The organism is Pseudemcibacter aquimaris (assembly GCF_028869115.1).
In the GTDB taxonomy this organism is placed as follows: domain Bacteria; phylum Pseudomonadota; class Alphaproteobacteria; order Sphingomonadales; family Emcibacteraceae; genus Pseudemcibacter; species Pseudemcibacter aquimaris.
Genome location: NZ_CP079800.1, coordinates 3,107,193 through 3,123,745 on the forward strand (window position 1 = coordinate 3,107,193; position 16,553 = coordinate 3,123,745).

Below are 16,553 nucleotides of genomic sequence, written 5' to 3' on the forward strand. Positions count from 1 at the left end.
TTTGGCACTTAAATAATTATGGCTAAAAAAAAGCAAATAAGTGACAAGTTAGACGCAGAAGATGTAATTAATTTTCTGCGTCATAATCCTGATTTTTTAAATCATAATCCAGAACTTTTTGGCATTTTAACAACGCCCGACCTTTCCGAAGACGGGGTTGTTGATTTTCAAAATCTGATGATTGAAAAATTAAAATTATCACTGGATGAACTTAAAAGCAATCAAGGGTTATTGATTGACACATCACGTAATAACCTGACCACACAAGTACAGGTCCATGAAGCAATCCTTGCATTAATGGATACGGAAACACTGGAACATTATGGTCATGTGGTCACACAAGATTGGCCAGACATGTTGCATATGGATGTGATCCGCATTTGTTTTGAAAAAGATCATGATAAAGCCATCCCGAATATCAAGGAAATATCCCCACTACCAAAAGGCACGGTGGAAGAAAGCCTTGGTAATGATGATATCATTCAACTGCGTGGTGATGTGGATGTATCCGAAGAAATCTTTGGCCCTGCCAAATCACTAGTAAAGGCGGAAGCGTTAATTAAATTACCGGAAACGGACCATAACCCACCCGGTATTCTTGCCTTCGGCAGTCGCGATGCAGATATGTTTTATCCCGGGCAAGGCACGGAACTTTTACGGTTCCTTGGGGCATCATTTCATAAATGTTTGATCCAATGGCTGAAAACGAGCGCTTAGAGAAAAACATATTCCCCCAAATAACCCCACTGATTAAAAAGTGGCAGGATTACCTGATCTCGGAAAAACGCGTTTCCCGCCACACCCATGACGCATATTTACGCGACATATTGGCATTTCTGACGTTTCTAACGGAACACGCCGGAAAATCACCCGATAAAAAAACGTTAGAGGGACTAAAACCAGCCGATTTCAGAAGTTACCTTGCCGCACGCAGACGGGACGGCCTGACCCCGGCCAGCATGGCGCGGAATTTCAGCGCGGTCAGATCATTTTACAAATATATGCGCCGCAATAACATCATATCCAATGATGCCATTGATGCAGTCAGTAGTCCGAAATTAAAAAAACGATTACCCCGCCCGTTAAGTCAAGACGCCGCCAAACGCACAATCAAGGATGTTGGCGATTTTGCAACGCCCGATAACAACGCTGATTGGGTGGCAGATCGTGACATCGCCGTACTGACATTATTATATGGATGCGGCCTTCGGATTTCAGAAGCCTTAAGCTTAAACGTCGGTGATCTGGATAAAAAAGATATCATGACCATCCGTGGTAAAGGCGGTAAAGAACGCCTCGTCCCCATCATTCCAGTGGTAATCCAGGCCGTTGATCAATATTTAAATACATGTCCGAAAAAATTAAACCGCGGCGATCCACTTTTCATCGGCGTGCGCGGCAAGCGGCTTAATGCCCGTAATGTCCAACTTGCCATGCAAAAGGTTCGTACGGCTCTCGGTCTGCCCAGCTCGGCCACGCCCCACGCATTACGCCACAGCTTCGCAACTCATCTGCTGACCGCGGGCGGTGACCTGCGTACAATCCAAGAACTACTCGGTCACGCCGACCTTTCCACCACACAGCATTACACCGATGTCGATACCGCATATTTGATGGATGTTTATAACAATGCGCATCCAAGCGCGAAGAAGTGAGTTGTGTAACCTAGATTATCCCGCCCATGTCCGCAGATGTATTTCCGTTCTGCATCATGTTTCACACAAAAAATTCTAATCACTTATTTTTTATTACTTATAATCCATCTAATAAGTTGAATACCGTTTACAATAAGAAAACTAATTCCATACAAAGGAAAAACGGCTACAATCCACCAACTGTCAACATAACCCTTGTTTAAACTATCAATCAATATTAATAAAAAAGTCAAAGCTGCTGGAAAGCTAAATATAGGAATACAATTCCGCCTCCCAGACTCAAATGTAACCATTGTTACAAAAATTAAGATGATTATTTGAATGAAATATGCCATTCAGCTTTTCCCCATTTTAAAATACCTATCGACTATATCCTTTCAATTTAATCTTACAAACTGCTTTTTGACCCATCCATTCATTTCATGTAAACTTCTGAAAAATCAAATCAAAGGGGCCTTGATCATGACTAGTACATTCCAAATCCTATTAAAAGCATCCTTAATATTCGGGCTTATGACCGGGGCCGGGATGGCGCAGGTGACCAATGATCCTTTCAAAACCCCGATTGAGGCTGAAAAGGACATCATCACCATTGGATTTAAAGAATTTGCTACATTACCTGATTTTGAGGAAGAAGCAGCCCTTGCCATGGATATGGAACTGGAACCCGGTGGCGACCGATATTTCGTTAATGATCTGCACGGCTTGCTTTATACCGTATCCCAGAGTGGCGACGTCACCAAATATATTGATTTAAATGAAGAAAAATGGGCCGTGGATTTAAGATGGACTGTGCTTGAACGTGGGTTTACCGGTCTGGCATTACATCCGGATTTTAATAAATCCGGCGCACCGGGGTATGGCAAAATTTATATGCTTTTGGATAGTTCCAATAAACGCCCCACACCCGATTTTACCCCGGAAGGGGGCAATGACGCCCATGATACATTACTATTGGAATGGACCGCCAAGGATGCAAGTGCGCCTATGTATGACGGTGAAGCACCGCGTGAATTGATGCGTATGGAACAACCCTTTGGCAATCATAACGGTGGTCAGATCGCCTTTAACCCGCTCGCGACTGCGGGGACAGCAGAATATGGCACATTATACATCAGTAATGGTGACGGCGGCAGTGGCGGTGACCCGATGGATATGTCACAAAATATGTCATCCATTTTCGGTAAAATGCTGCGCATTGACCCGCTTGGTACAAACAGCAAAAACGGCCAGTACGGCATTCCCGCCGACAACCCGTTCGTGAACGAAGGCGATGATGTCTTAAAAGAAATATATGCAACTGGCACCAGATCACCAAACCGTATCGCATGGGATAAAAAAGACGGTCAAATGTATGTGGCCGATATCGGCCAAAACACGGTTGAGGAAATCAGCAAAATAAACAGCGGCGCCAATCTGGGCTGGAAACCATGGGAAGGCAGTTTCCGTTACGTCAGCCGCGACGGGGTTGAAGCCGCCGATACAAGCACAGCACCCGACATGATTTTCCCGGTCGCGGAATATGATCAAAAAGACCCGCTGTTCCAACGTTCCGTGGCATCAAGCGGCATTGCCGTTTACCGTGACGGCGATGTGACACAATTAAATGACCTGATTATTTTCGCGGAACTGGCAAGCGGTGAAATATTCTATGTATCCGCCGATGATCAACCCAACGGCGGACAAGACGCCATCCGCCGCATCCTGTTAAAAACAGATGGTGGCAACAAAACATTCCTTGAGGTCATACAAGCGAAAAACGAAGCCCAAGGCAGGGACGAAGCCATGCGCGCCGACATCCGCCTGGCGCACACCACCGATGGTAAGCTATTCCTGCTGAATAAGCGGGACGGCGTTATCCGGCTGGTGACGGAGTAGGCTAAACCCAATTAACGCCTTCTGGTAAATCATATCCTGTGTATTCCAGATGAATGACGCGTCTATTTTTCGGTTTCAATGATTTACTGGAGGCATGGATAATTAATGGGCGCATCGCTATGCAATCACCTGCACTTACCTCGCAGTATGATTGTTCAGATGTTTTGGCGATCTCGACCACTTCTGCCGTCGCCAATATACCTTGGTTATGGCTTCCCTTAATTACTTTAAGACAACCATTTTCTTTTGGCGTATCATCCAAATGAATACGGAAAGTAATCATATTATCCAATACCGCTCGTGGTGGTTGGACATGATGAACGCCCGATTTGATTGACCATGGACCCCAACCATCCATTTCACATTTTTCCGACAGCGTAACGGCCTTATCCTGATGCCATGCAACCAACCAATTATTGTCAGACGTTTTATTAAATAGAATCGCACGTACAAATTTTGGTTCACCAGAAAGATAATTTCTTGCAGCCTCAATTACATTTCTTGAACTTGCAATACCTTTAATTAAAGGAAAAACTTTCTCAGCATTTCTAAACCCACCCTTTATTGGTGCCAGATTTTTTTCTTCGATTTCAGTTATTAATTTATTGATATTATTTTTGGATAAAAAATCCTCAATAATTTCATAACCATCAGTTTCAATATGTGTATTCATCATTGTAAATTTATCGCTATCGCAATCCATATGGATATTAAACATAGAAACACAAACAGCAGGTATAATTTCCAGAAAAACTTAAACCAGCGTGCATAAGGGATGCCAGAAATAGCGAGGATTGCGAGCAACGACCCATTGGTCGGGAAAATCAGATTGGCAAAGCCGTCACCATATTGTGATGCAAGCACCGCCACTTGTCTGGAAAGGCCGGCTATATCCGCAAGCGGTGTTACCATCGGCATGGTAATCAGTGCCTGTCCCGATCCCGACGGGATGATGAAATTGATAATGCTTTGAACAAAAAATAGAACGCTTGCGGAAAAATACGGTGTTCCTTCGATGAACTGCGATAAGAAATGAATTATTGTGTCGATTGTTCTGCTTTGTTCCAGAACATATAAAACGGCCCTCGCAAGCAACATGACCACAACAACAATAAAAATGCTCGACATGCCCTTGGTCATTGATTTGCAGATATCATTTAAGCTCATGCCATAAGCAATTCCCGTCAGTATCGCCATAGCGGCAAATGTTCCGGTAATCTCTGCAAAGCCAAACCCAAGATTGATCGACCCATAAATCAGATAGGCAAAACATGCGAAAAAGACGACGCCCGCTCTTTTTTGTGCGGATGTGAATGTGATTTCCTCTTCATCGGAAATTGCCTGATAGGGTAAATCAAGATCGGCCGTTAACGAATGGGATGGGTCCTTTTTTACCTTTTGTGCATAACGGTTAATGAACCATGCGCCGGGAATTAACATTAATACAAAACAAATGCCACGAAACCACGCCGCAGAATAAATCGGAAGTTCAGCAATTAAATGGGCATTGGCGGTAAAAAACGGGTTCGCCATCGCAGCCCCATACCCAACACAAGCGGAAACCAATATAATGGCCGCACCCGTCATGGCGTCATATCCCATGGCAATACAAAGGGGGATAATTAATGGAATAAACACTGACCCCAAATCAAACATACCCGTGAATGATATTAAAAGGCCGTAAGAAAGCATGAATAAATAAACAAACATCGTGAAATTGATGTGTTTAATTTTGTGGTATATCGCTTTTAAGGTTTGTTCCAATATGCCAATATCTTTCGCGACACCGAAAAAAGCGGCCCCAACAAACAGCACAAGCGCCAAAAGACCACTTCCTTCGACAAAGCCGTGGTAAAAGCTTTGAAAGAATATGCCAACGCCCACATATTGCTTTTCAATATATTGAAACGAGTCCGGGTCAACCATGGTTTTTCCATCAATGACCATTCGTTGATATTCACCGCTTGGAATAAAATTGGCAAGGATCGACGCCACCACTAATATAAGAAGCAATGCCAATGCCGGATGGGAACTTTTATCACCGCTACCAATGATGAAATTCATGGGATTATATTTAGTATCGCTTCTTAGCATTAAGGGCTCCGTCTAATAATAACTGACTGCTTTCGTCCACATTTGTTAATAAAAGTGGATCAATGACAAGGTTTGCCTGTTCTTCAGACATTAACCCCATCTTTATCACGGCTTCTTTAATCGTCAGATTATTTTCACCTGCATAAAGCGCCACTTTCGTTGCCGTCTTATACCCGAGAACCGCGGACACTGCGACTGCCATCCCCATTGATTGTACCGCTTTCTTGTAATTGCTTTCTACATTTACCGTTAATGTAGAAATACATTTATCCGAAAATGCGTTAATCGCTTTATAAATAATTTTCGCTGAATTAAGCGTATTAACGGTAAAAACAGGATACCATGGTGTTACATCAAGCTCACCTGCCTCCACCGCCATGGTGATGCTGGTTGAATATCCACAAACCTGATAACAGGCGATATTGACCAGCTCGGCCAGACTTGGATTTATTTTGCCCGGGAAAAACGAGCTTCCGTTTTGTACGGCTTCGATTTGGATTTCTGAAAAACCGGCGTCAGGGCCGCTTGACATAATTCGGATATCCCGCGCCATTTTTGAAACGCCGGTGATGACGCTTTTTAATGCATTTTGCGCCCGTAAAAAAACATCCGCATATTGCAATTGATCAACTGGATCATCCCCGAATGTAACCTCATACCCCAGCTCACGGGATAGAACATCATTAATTCGTTCATGAAATCCACTAAAGGACCCTAACCCGGTTCCAATAACCGTATAGCCGATTGCATGTGTTTTTAATTCAGATTGAATGCCATCAAGATGATTAAGTTGCCTGTTTAAGAAACTAACGGCTGCACCAAAAAATTGGCCCATTGTAATGGGGGCAGCATCCTGAAAACAGGTATGGGATACTTTGACGCTGTCTTTATATTTTTCGGCTTGGGAATGATAAGCATCCGATAACTTTTGAACTGACTTTTTGACTTTTTCAATTTCGCTATATAATCCAAACCGTGCCGCAGAATAGGCAGAATCACATGTTGATTGACCCATGTTCACATGGGTGTTTGGTTGAACAGCCGTATACCCCTTTTCACCCGTGATAATTTCATTTGCCCGGCATGCGATGACCTCATTGAAATTCATATTGATGGGTGAAAAATCATTGCCGGATAGCATATCCAGTATCAAATCATTATTAAAAATTCCGTCTCTAACCTCATCACAGGCGGCGGCAATGGCATCAACGATTTCGGGATCAATTAATTTTAAATCACCATGAACAAGGGCACAGCTTTTTTTTATCGCTGCCACTGCGTTGATAAATTCAGGGAATTGATTGATTAGCTCTTTTGACGGTTCAAAAAGTTCAATCGTTCTTAATGTCTGCGCCCCATAATATACATCATCAGGGATTTCCATCTCACCAAGTAAATCTGAATCTATTCGCATGTGTAGTGTCCTTAATTATCCCAATTATATCGTTTCCTTATCCCCATTTAAGATATTCATTAAATCACCCAACCTATCTTCATATACCCGCCAACGTTCAACGGAAGATTTATAGATCGGTTTACGCACTTGTGCGGCGCTGGCGGTGGTGACGTTTCCTTTTTGTTTATGGAAATCAAGAACATCATCCTGCCAATCAAGATCGGCGAACTGAACCAATTCTTTTGCTTGATTTTCAAGATCATCGACCACATCTTCGTAACCCACTTCGGTCATCATGCCCTGTGGTAAAACATCACGCCAATGATCCATCATATCCTGATACATTTTATAATAATCACCCAGTTCCTTAAGATCATAGGCATAATGAATGGGTTCAAGGAAAAGGCGCGTATAGATCGACACACAACAATCCATCGGATTACGGGTTGTATGAATGATTTTTGCGTTCGGCAATATTTTCGAAATTACACCTAAGAAACGATAATTACCCGGCATTTTATCAATGATGCGTTTTGCATGTGGTGCACGGGTTTTAATATCGGCCAAATACGCTTCACCAATGGAATTTAATTCATCATCCGACAAGATACCAATGCCATTTGGAAAATCAGAACATTTTTCCTTGATCAAATTACCAAGGGTCGTGAGTTCACCAGCGGCAAAAACATCCGAATGGCTTGATAATATTTGTTCCGTCAGGGTTGAACCGGATCTGGGCATGCCGACAATAAAAATCGGTGTCGGGTCATCATTCGCGCCCTTTTTGGTCGAGCAAAATTCAGCATTAAATACAGATTTTAATTCATCATGAAATTTTTCCGCGGCCTGACCATCATATTGGATCATTTCACGCATTTTTTTATTGCCCAAGATATAATGGTCAAAAGCCACATCATGATCACCCAAATCCGCGTAGACCTTACCCAATATAAATTCACGTCTTGCCTGATTAATGGGCGGCATTTTGGATGGATCAAGTTCTTCAAGAATTTTGATGTCCTTGTCACCGGATTTATATTTTTTTAGCCCCGATAGATTATGATGTGCTTCGATATAATCAGGGCGTGTTTTGATCGCCGCTTTCAATTTTTCCTTGGCCCCATCCAGATCACCCGCCGCGATCAACATGGACGCAAGGTTATTCAGCGCTTCCACGTTTCCTTTATCTAATGAAACAGCCTTTTTATACGCGGATTTTGCGCCCGCCTCATCACCGGATTTTTCAAGCACGGAACCAAGGTTGTTATGTGCGCTACTGTTTTTCGGGTCCAATTTCAATACAGTTTCAAATGCGATCCGCGCGCGACTCAAATCGCCAAGCACATTAAACGACAACCCCGCGATATTATGGGATTTGGCATCATTCGGATTTATGCTTATCGCGCGTCCTATGAAATTCACCGCGTCTTGCGGTTTTCCGGCAAAGAATAGAATTTCTGCCATATCACGAACGTAATTTACATTACGTTGGTCAAGGCTTCCTGCGCGCTGTGTCATGGCAAGCGCCATATCAATGCGCCCGGTTCCAAGGGCAATTTGACCAAGCAAATGATAGGCCGGATGGAAACGATCATTGGCGCGGATAATATCCTGACATGTTTTTTCCGCCGCCGCCAAATTTCCCTGATTGGCGAACGACACCGCCTTTTGTATCGCCTGATTTAAATCCATTATTCAATTGGCTTTTTAAAATTAAATGATGTGATGGTGAATCCTTCGCGGAAATAAAATTTGTGGCCCTTTCCGCGCTGTACCCCGCTATCTAGCACCAATTGTTTAAACCCATTTTCACGGCAATATGCCGTCAGCCAATCAATCATCATCTTGCCGACACCCTTTGAACGGGTGTTTTCATCAGAAACCAGATCATCCACATAAACCATCGGCCCGGTGAATAGACGCGTTTCACGGCGAAAGAATGAACAACCAACGCATTTTCCATCGTCCATAACGGCAATTAATGACCCGTTCTGTCCTTCCATTTCACGGATAAGGCCAAGATAATCTTCTTCATTAACATGGGGGCGAAGCTGGTTCATCACGGCGTAGGTATCCATGATTTCGCGATCGGTTTTGCATTCTATGATGTACATTTTGTTCCTCTTTTTACACTTAACATTTTTACCGTGAATTGGAATGGTAATGCAACGGTGAAAATCATCGCATTTTTACCTGTTTTATTTGAGCCATACTCAAATAAGCGTTATAAGATGACCATAATGCTTAGAATAATTAGACATTACAAATTGAACATCAACATGTTTGCTGCATTGGTCATTCTTATAAATGCCCTTGCACCACTTTCTGTTGCGGCGAAGGATTTATCCGGGGTCGAAGATCTATTCGGTGATAAGATTATCATCTGTACACCGACCGGCATAAAATATGTAAGCATTGATGAACTTAATGGCCTGACAAGTTCTGATCAGGACCAATCACAATCCCACTGTCCACTCTGTTTGATAAAAGTTTCAGCATCCGTCCTATACGCTATTAATCTTTCTGATGCTTATGAAATTGAGCATAGAAAATCAAACGGACAGGTTTTTTCTGCTGATCATATCAATAGGTCAGCATCCATTATTGGCGCAGCAAACCCACGCGCACCACCCGCTTTTCTCTAACTTTCAAAATAATTTTTACATGTATCTACCCGTTTTTGACGATAAACGGCGGATCAACCCCTATACAAATTACAAGTTAAGAGAAAACAAAATGAAAAAAATTCTATTTATCCTTTTTGCGCTTTGCGCCGTTCCATTAAGTACGCAGGCACAAGAAAAAGACATTATCATCACCAATGAATGGGCACGCCCAATCCTTGCCGCCGGCAGACCAGGCGGTGCATATTTCCATGTTGAGAATAAAGGAAACACCGCAGATAAACTGATCAAGGTTTCATCCACAATTTCACCACGCGTGGAAATTCATGAACACACCATGAAAGATGGGGTCATGAAAATGTCCCAAGTTGAGGGCGGCCTTGAAATCCCTGCGGGTGGTTCAGTGGAACTTAAACCGGGCGGTTATCATATTATGATTTTTGAAACAGCAACAAAATATCAAGAAGGCGATAAGGTTGAACTGACACTTTATTTTGAAAATGCTGGCGAGATTACAAAAACACTCAATGTTATGAAAAAACGCTAACATGAGTAACGCGAACAATTTAAACAAAAACAGGATGCGTTTTTTTCTAAGCGCATTTCTGTTGATACTTGCTGTGGGTGTTTGGTCAATATATCTATTGAAAGATGACACCCCAACGGCAGGTGAAAACAGCCGTGCCCTTATCGGCGGGCCATTTAGTTTAACCAACCACCTTAATCAGCACGTTACTGATAAAGATTTCCTTGGTAAATATATGCTTGTGTATTTTGGTTATACCTATTGTCCGGATATCTGCCCAATGGATTTACAGATCATGTCAGACGCGCTTGAAATGCTTGATCCGGAAATTGTTAATCAAATTAACCCCGTTTTTGTCAGTGTTGATCCTGAGCGCGATACGGTTGATATCATGGCAGAATATGTCAAATATTTTCATGATGATCTAATCGGGTTAACCGGCACGGTGGAACAGATTGATGCCATTAAGGCCGAGTACCGGGTTTATGCGGCAAAAGCCGATGATACGGAAGATTACATTGTCGACCATACATCCTTTACATATTTGATGGGTAAGGATGGCAATCTAGTGACCCATTTCCGCCATGCTGAGGATCCGGAAAAAATGGCGGCGAGAATTACATCGTTAATTGAATAATCATTAATAAAAAAGGCGGCTTTTAAAGCCGCCTTTTTAAATTCTTTGCTAACCAATTCTTACATATGAATTGGTGAACCACCAGCGGCCATTGCCGCTTCTTTAACGGCTTCTGTTTCCGTTGGATGGGCATGACATGTATATGCCACGTCCTCGGCTGTGATGCCTTTTTCAATGGCAAGTGTAAGTTCAGCGATCATATTACCCGCATCCGCCCCAATGATATGGGCGCCAAGCACTTTATCAGTTGTAGCGCAAGATAGAACCTTCACAAAACCGTCGGTTTGGCTGTTTGCTTTTGCACGGCTGTTCGCTGTGAACGGGAATTTACCGGAATTGTAATCGGTACCCGCTTCTTTAAGCTGTTCTTCTGTTTTACCCACAGATGCCACTTCCGGCATTGTGTAAATCACGCCTGGGATTGCATCATAATTCACGTGACCCGCGTAACCCGCGATAATTTCCGCGACGGCAACGCCTTCGTCTTCTGCTTTATGGGCAAGCATTGCGCCGCGCACCACATCACCAATCGCATATACGCCCGGTACATTGGTTTCGAAATGATCATTGATATCAACCTGACCACGATCATTCACGTTAACGCCAGCTTCAGCAAGACCAAGTCCCTCTGTATAAGGACGACGACCAACAGCCACAAGAACCGCGTCAGCCTTAATTGTATCAGCGTCACCACCTTTTGCCGGCTCAACAGAAACGGTTGCGCCCGTTTTCGTTGTCTTGATCGCTGTTACTTTTGATTTCAGTTTAAATTTAAAGCCTTGTTTTTTCAGAATACGTGCGAAAGTTTTTGAAACTTCGCCGTCCATTTCAGGGGTAATACGGTCCATAAATTCAACAACCGTCACATCAGCACCAAGGCGTTTCCATACGGAACCAAGCTCAAGCCCGATCACGCCACCACCAATAACAACCATATGTTTTGGCACTTTTGGAAGGCTTAATGCACCCGTTGAAGACACAACGATTTTCTCATCAATTTCAATACCCGGAAGGCTCGCCACATCAGAACCCGTTGCGATAACGATATTTTTTGTCTCAAGAACTTGTTCACCGCCATCGTTTAGTGCAACTTCAACCTTGCCAGCGCCCGCGACTTTACCGCGACCCTTTACATAATCGACCTTGTTTTTCTTAAATAAAAATTCAATACCGTTTGTAAGATCCGTTACAATACCGTCTTTATGATCCATTAATTTTGAAACATCGATGGAAACTTTACCAGTTGAAATACCAAACTTTTCCATGCCGCCGTTTGCTTCGTCATAAAGTTCTGACGCATGAAGAAGTGCTTTTGACGGGATACAGCCAACATTCAAACACGTTCCACCAAGTGAACCACGCATTTCAACACATGCTGTTTTTAAGCCCAGTTGGGCTGCTCTAATCGCAGCAACGTAACCACCTGGTCCGCCGCCGATTACGACTACATCATAATTATCGCTCATTATGAATTCCAATTTTTATTATTATTAAAGATCAAATGCTTCTTAAAGGTCCAACACAAGACGTTGTGGATCTTCCAGATTTTCTTTTACACGAACAAGGAACGTTACCGCGCCCTTACCATCAACAATACGGTGATCGTATGAAAGCGACAGATACATCATCGGGCGAATGACAATTTCATCATTCACAACAACAGGACGTTTCTGAATTGTGTGCATGCCCAGAATACCGGACTGTGGCGCGTTCAAAATCGGGCTTGAAAGAAGTGATCCGAAAACACCGCCATTTGAAATGGTGAATGTGCCGCCCATCATGTCTTCCATGGCAAGCTTACCGTCACGGGCCAAACCACCAAGGCGGCTGATTTCTTTTTCAATATCCGCAAAACCCATGTCCTGTGCATTTTTCACAACCGGAACAACAAGACCGGATGGCGTTGATGCGGCAACACCAACGTTATAGTAATTTTTATATACGATGCTGTCTTCACGGATTTCCGCGTTCACTTCCGGAATTTCTTTAAGTGCTGCTACGCAAGCTTTGGTGAAGAAAGACATAAAGCCAAGACGGCAACCATGTTTCTTTTCAAAAACTTCTTTATATTGCGCACGTAGTGCCATTACAGCCGACATATCCACTTCGTTATAAGTGGTCAGCATCGCAGCCGTATTTTGTGCATCCTTAAGACGTTTTGCGATTGTACGGCGAAGGCGTGTCATCGGCACGACTTCTTCTTGTGCTGCTGCAGGTGCCGCCGCAACAGGTGCTGCTGCCGTCGCTGCAGGTGCTGCTGGCGCACCAGATAGATGCGCAAGCACGTCTGCTTTTGTGATCGTACCACCAGCGCCAGTGCCTGTTACTGTGTTAAGGTCAACGCCTTTTTCTTCAGCAAGTTTTGCTGCTGCCGGTCTTGCGTTAACGCCTTTTGCTGGGGCTGCTGGTGCTGCGGCCGGTGCAGGGGCTGCTTCAGCTTTCTTTTCTTCTACGGCTGGTGCCGGTGCTGCGGCGGCAGTACCGTGTGCCGTTTCATCAATTTTGCCAAGTAACGCGCCAACTTCAACGTTGTCGCCTTCTTCTGCAACGATTTCTGCAAGTGCACCGGATGCTGAGGCTGTTACCTCTAGTGCAACTTTATCTGTTTCGAGTTCACATATAACTTCATCAACTGCAACGGCTTCGCCAACGGCTTTATACCATTTTCCTACTGTTGCTTCGGTGACTGATTCACCAAGTACCGGAACGTGAATTTCGACGGTCATATGACCTTCTCCTTATTATTATTTATAAAATAAATTATCTTTTCTTAATTGCCTTACCTTGTGGTCACGGTTAGTGCCATATCAAGTAATTCGGCTTGTTCTTTCTTATGTCTTTCCATCAGGCCTGTTGCTGGTGATGCTGCTGCCGTTCTTCCTGCGTAAACAGGACGGGACGCATTACAACCCGCCGCAACAAGTGCGTCTTCGATATATGGATCAATATAATTCCATGAACCCATATTCTTTGGTTCTTCCTGACACCAGACAACCGTTTCAACATTTGTGAAACGCTTAAGCTCTTTAACAAGTGCTTCATGCGGGAATGGATAAAGCTGCTCGACACGCATCAGATATGTATCTTTTTGGTCGCGCACTTCACGTTCCGCAAGCAGGTCATAATAAACCTTACCTGTACAAAGGATAAGACGTTTGATGTCTTTATCTTTATTGATCTTAACGCTTGTTTTATGCGGATCACTTTGTGCATCATCCCAAAGCAGACGGTGGAATTCTGAATTTTCTGCCATATCTTCAATTTTGGAAGTTGCAAGCTTATGACGCAATAATGATTTTGGTGTCATCATAATCAGCGGCTTACGGAACTTACGTTTCATTTGACGGCGCAGAACGTGGAAATAGTTCGCAGGCGTCGTACAGTAAACGACCTGCATATTATCTTCGGCACAAAGCTGAAGATAACGTTCAAGGCGTGCTGATGAATGTTCTGGTCCCTGTCCTTCGTATCCATGTGGAAGAAGAACAACCAAACCACTGAAACGTAGCCATTTTGATTCACCGCTTGAAATGAACTGGTCAAAGATCATTTGCGCGCCGTTTGCGAAATCACCGAACTGTGCTTCCCAAAGCACAAGTGCATTTGGTTCCGCAAGTGAATATCCATATTCAAAGCCAAGTACCGCTTCTTCGGATAGCGCACTGTCAATCACTTCGTATGTGGCGTGGGCATCCGGCCCGTCACCTGCATGGGCAAGTGGGGCATAACGGTCTTCAGTTTCTTGTTCGATAAACACACTATGACGTTGCGAGAATGTACCACGTTGACAGTCCTGACCGGATAGTCTTACGCGGTGACCTTCGCGAATAAGTGTACCGAAGGCAAGTGCCTCTGCAGTTGCCCAATCGAAATTTTCACCGGCTTCAAACATGCGCGCTTTCGCATCCAGTGTTCTTTGAAGCGTGCGGTGAACTTTAAAATCATCAGGAACCGTTGTAAGCAAACGACCAAGATCATTAAGTTCATCAATATGAACGCCAGTTTCACTACCGCGACGCAGATCATCATCAGGACGTTCAAGTCCAGCCCAGCTTCCAGCGAACCAGTCTGCTTTTTCTGGTTTGTAATCTTTGGCAGCTTCAAATTCCACATCAAGGTAAGTGTGGAAATCTTTCGCCATTTGATCAGCTTCAGCTTGGGTAAGAAGACCTTCACGAACAAGACGTTCAGCATAAATTGAACGTGTTGATTGCTGGTTCTTAATACGTTTATACATCAGTGGCTGTGTGAAGGATGGCTCATCGCCCTCGTTATGGCCGAAACGGCGATAACAGAACATATCGATCACAACATCTGATTTAAATTTCTGTCTGAATTCTGTGGCAACCTTCATCGCGAATACCACCGCTTCAGGATCATCACCATTCACATGGAAAACTGGCGCCTGAACCGCTTTCGCCATATCAGACGGGTATGGTGATGAACGCGAATAATGTGGTGCCGTTGTAAAGCCGATTTGGTTATTCACAACCACGTGGATTGTACCACCCGTGCTATAACCACGCAGTTCGCTTAACGCGAACCCTTCGGCAACAATTCCCTGTCCGGAAAAGGCCGCATCACCATGCATCAATAATGTCAGAACACTTGTACCGCCAACATCATTGCGCTGTGTTAGCTTCGCACGTGTTTTACCAAGTGCAACAGGGTTCACCGCTTCAAGGTGAGACGGGTTCGCCGTCAGTGACAAATGAACTTCATTGCCATCAAATTCACGGTCCGCAGATGCACCAAGATGGTATTTCACATCGCCTGATCCTTCGATCTCATCCGGTGTGGATGATCCACCATGAAATTCATGGAAAATCGCTTTAAACGGTTTTGCCATTACGTTCGTTAAAACATTCAAACGGCCACGGTGCGACATACCAAGAACGATTTCTTTAACGCCGTTTTGTCCGCCGGTTTTAATGATTGCTTCAAGTGCCGGTATTAGGCTTTCACCACCATCGAGGCCGAAACGCTTCGTTCCAACATATTTCTTGGAAAGATACTGTTCATATCCTTCTGCTTCGGTAAGTTTTTGCAAAATGGCAAGCTTACCTTCGTTGGTGAAATGAATTTCTTTATCACGGCCTTCAATACGGCTTAAGATCCATGATTTACGCTCTGGACTATTCATATGCATAAATTCAACACCGAATGTTGAACAATATGTACGCTCAAGGATTTCCAAAACTTCACGTACTGTCGCTGTTTCAAGTCCAAGAACATTATCAAGGAAAATCGGGCGGTCCATATCTTCTGGACCAAAGCCATATGTTTCCGGATCAAGTTCCGAATGATATGGTTTTTCAGTAAGACCAAGCGGATCAAGATTTGCATGAAGATGCCCACGCACACGGTACGTACGGATCATCATCAGGCAGCGGATGCTGTCCAACGTTGCCTTACGGATGTCTTCTTCACTGGCTGAGCCTTTTTTCTTTTTCTGAACTTTTTCTTCAAAGCCCGGATTAAGCGCTGACACCAGGTCATCATTATCCGTGTATGGCCAATCAGAACGTTTCCATGATGCGCCTGGCTTTTCAAGGCCTGCGCCCATTAATGCGCGGGCATCATCCGCTAGTTCCTGAAAATATTGCTGCCATGACGCATCAACAGAGTTCGGGTCGCGCGTGTACCGCGCAAACATTTCCTCTACAAATGCACCACTGGAGCCGTTAAGAAGATCATCTTTGCTTTCTATACTCATATCATTCGAGCCTTGTTATTTTTTTAA

At 43.9% G+C, this 16,553-nt stretch carries 14 protein-coding genes; 6 read left to right on the plus strand and 8 right to left on the minus strand.

Annotated elements, in window-relative coordinates; all coding sequences use genetic code 11:
• Positions 1-18: 18 nt before the first annotated feature.
• The 3 genes from KW060_RS14600 to KW060_RS14610 all read left to right on the plus strand — a co-directional run bounded on the left by KW060_RS14600 (position 19) and on the right by KW060_RS14610 (position 3,533).
• A complete protein-coding gene (locus KW060_RS14600; RefSeq protein ID WP_249036167.1) occupies positions 19-717 on the plus strand; it encodes a DUF484 family protein in 699 nt (232 codons plus the stop codon).
• Positions 684-1,655 carry a tyrosine recombinase XerC gene (locus tag KW060_RS14605; protein WP_274757299.1) on the plus strand — a complete coding sequence of 324 codons (972 nt, stop codon included), beginning with the start codon at positions 684-686 and terminating at the stop codon, positions 1,653-1,655. Before KW060_RS14600 ends, KW060_RS14605 begins: the two co-directional genes overlap by 34 nt.
• 462 nt (positions 1,656-2,117) lie before the next feature.
• Positions 2,118-3,533: a PQQ-dependent sugar dehydrogenase gene (locus KW060_RS14610; protein ID WP_249036168.1), complete on the plus strand. Its 1,416-nt coding sequence runs from the start codon at positions 2,118-2,120 to the stop codon at positions 3,531-3,533.
• A 1-nt stretch (position 3,534) separates the two neighbouring features.
• Here the strand turns inward: KW060_RS14610 and KW060_RS14615 are convergent, their stop codons facing one another.
• From KW060_RS14615 to KW060_RS14635, 5 genes are read right to left on the minus strand one after another with little or no spacing between them, the layout of a single operon-like run.
• On the minus strand, positions 3,535-4,209 hold the full coding sequence (locus KW060_RS14615) for a phytanoyl-CoA dioxygenase family protein (protein WP_249036169.1): 675 nt from the start codon (positions 4,207-4,209) through the stop codon (positions 3,535-3,537).
• Positions 4,206-5,627, minus strand: coding sequence for a YfcC family protein (locus tag KW060_RS14620; protein WP_249036170.1), 1,422 nt, complete (start codon positions 5,625-5,627; stop codon positions 4,206-4,208). Before KW060_RS14620 ends, KW060_RS14615 begins: the two co-directional genes overlap by 4 nt.
• A complete protein-coding gene (locus tag KW060_RS14625; RefSeq protein ID WP_249036171.1) occupies positions 5,608-7,041 on the minus strand; it encodes a lyase family protein in 1,434 nt (477 codons plus the stop codon). The genes KW060_RS14620 and KW060_RS14625 overlap by 20 nt, the downstream gene beginning before the upstream one ends.
• Before the next feature lie 24 nt (positions 7,042-7,065).
• Positions 7,066-8,715, minus strand: coding sequence for a tetratricopeptide repeat-containing sulfotransferase family protein (locus KW060_RS14630; RefSeq protein WP_249036172.1), 1,650 nt, complete (start codon positions 8,713-8,715; stop codon positions 7,066-7,068).
• Positions 8,715-9,137: a GNAT family N-acetyltransferase gene (locus KW060_RS14635; RefSeq protein WP_249036173.1), complete on the minus strand. Its 423-nt coding sequence runs from the start codon at positions 9,135-9,137 to the stop codon at positions 8,715-8,717. Before KW060_RS14635 ends, KW060_RS14630 begins: the two co-directional genes overlap by 1 nt.
• A 126-nt stretch (positions 9,138-9,263) precedes the next feature.
• Here KW060_RS14635 and KW060_RS14640 point away from each other — a divergent pair, with 126 nt between their 5' ends.
• The 3 genes from KW060_RS14640 (at position 9,264) to KW060_RS14650 (ending at position 10,810) form a co-directional block, all read left to right on the plus strand.
• On the plus strand, positions 9,264-9,668 hold the full coding sequence (locus tag KW060_RS14640; protein WP_249036174.1) for a DUF2946 domain-containing protein: 405 nt from the start codon (positions 9,264-9,266) through the stop codon (positions 9,666-9,668).
• A gap of 91 nt (positions 9,669-9,759) precedes the next feature.
• A complete protein-coding gene (locus KW060_RS14645) occupies positions 9,760-10,194 on the plus strand; it encodes a copper chaperone PCu(A)C (RefSeq protein WP_249036175.1) in 435 nt (144 codons plus the stop codon).
• A 1-nt stretch (position 10,195) separates the two neighbouring features.
• On the plus strand, positions 10,196-10,810 hold the full coding sequence (locus tag KW060_RS14650; RefSeq protein WP_249036176.1) for an SCO family protein: 615 nt from the start codon (positions 10,196-10,198) through the stop codon (positions 10,808-10,810).
• Positions 10,811-10,869: 59 nt separating this feature from the next.
• Here the strand turns inward: KW060_RS14650 and lpdA are convergent, their stop codons facing one another.
• The 3 genes from lpdA to KW060_RS14665 are packed head-to-tail and all read right to left on the minus strand — an operon-like array spanning position 10,870 to position 16,526.
• Positions 10,870-12,276: a dihydrolipoyl dehydrogenase gene (gene lpdA, locus KW060_RS14655; RefSeq protein WP_249036177.1), complete on the minus strand. Its 1,407-nt coding sequence runs from the start codon at positions 12,274-12,276 to the stop codon at positions 10,870-10,872.
• Positions 12,277-12,318: 42 nt separating this feature from the next.
• A complete protein-coding gene (gene odhB / locus KW060_RS14660; RefSeq protein ID WP_249036178.1) occupies positions 12,319-13,536 on the minus strand; it encodes a 2-oxoglutarate dehydrogenase complex dihydrolipoyllysine-residue succinyltransferase in 1,218 nt (405 codons plus the stop codon).
• 53 nt (positions 13,537-13,589) lie between these two features.
• The gene (locus KW060_RS14665; protein ID WP_249036179.1) at positions 13,590-16,526 is read right to left on the minus strand and encodes a 2-oxoglutarate dehydrogenase E1 component; all 2,937 of its coding nucleotides are present in this window, start codon (positions 16,524-16,526) and stop codon (positions 13,590-13,592) included.
• Positions 16,527-16,553 lie beyond the last annotated feature (27 nt).

Coding starts and splice junctions, on each gene's coding strand:
- KW060_RS14600 (WP_249036167.1), top strand. CDS start 19: ATGGCTAAAAAAAAGCAAATAAGTGACAAGTTAGACGCAGAAGATGTA.
- KW060_RS14605 (WP_274757299.1), top strand. CDS start 684: ATGTTTGATCCAATGGCTGAAAACGAGCGCTTAGAGAAAAACATATTC.
- KW060_RS14610 (WP_249036168.1), top strand. CDS start 2,118: ATGACTAGTACATTCCAAATCCTATTAAAAGCATCCTTAATATTCGGG.
- KW060_RS14615 (WP_249036169.1), bottom strand. CDS start 4,209: ATGATGAATACACATATTGAAACTGATGGTTATGAAATTATTGAGGAT.
- KW060_RS14620 (WP_249036170.1), bottom strand. CDS start 5,627: ATGCTAAGAAGCGATACTAAATATAATCCCATGAATTTCATCATTGGT.
- KW060_RS14625 (WP_249036171.1), bottom strand. CDS start 7,041: ATGCGAATAGATTCAGATTTACTTGGTGAGATGGAAATCCCTGATGAT.
- KW060_RS14630 (WP_249036172.1), bottom strand. CDS start 8,715: ATGGATTTAAATCAGGCGATACAAAAGGCGGTGTCGTTCGCCAATCAG.
- KW060_RS14635 (WP_249036173.1), bottom strand. CDS start 9,137: ATGTACATCATAGAATGCAAAACCGATCGCGAAATCATGGATACCTAC.
- KW060_RS14640 (WP_249036174.1), top strand. CDS start 9,264: ATGCTTAGAATAATTAGACATTACAAATTGAACATCAACATGTTTGCT.
- KW060_RS14645 (WP_249036175.1), top strand. CDS start 9,760: ATGAAAAAAATTCTATTTATCCTTTTTGCGCTTTGCGCCGTTCCATTA.
- KW060_RS14650 (WP_249036176.1), top strand. CDS start 10,196: ATGAGTAACGCGAACAATTTAAACAAAAACAGGATGCGTTTTTTTCTA.
- lpdA (WP_249036177.1), bottom strand. CDS start 12,276: ATGAGCGATAATTATGATGTAGTCGTAATCGGCGGCGGACCAGGTGGT.
- odhB (WP_249036178.1), bottom strand. CDS start 13,536: ATGACCGTCGAAATTCACGTTCCGGTACTTGGTGAATCAGTCACCGAA.
- KW060_RS14665 (WP_249036179.1), bottom strand. CDS start 16,526: ATGAGTATAGAAAGCAAAGATGATCTTCTTAACGGCTCCAGTGGTGCA.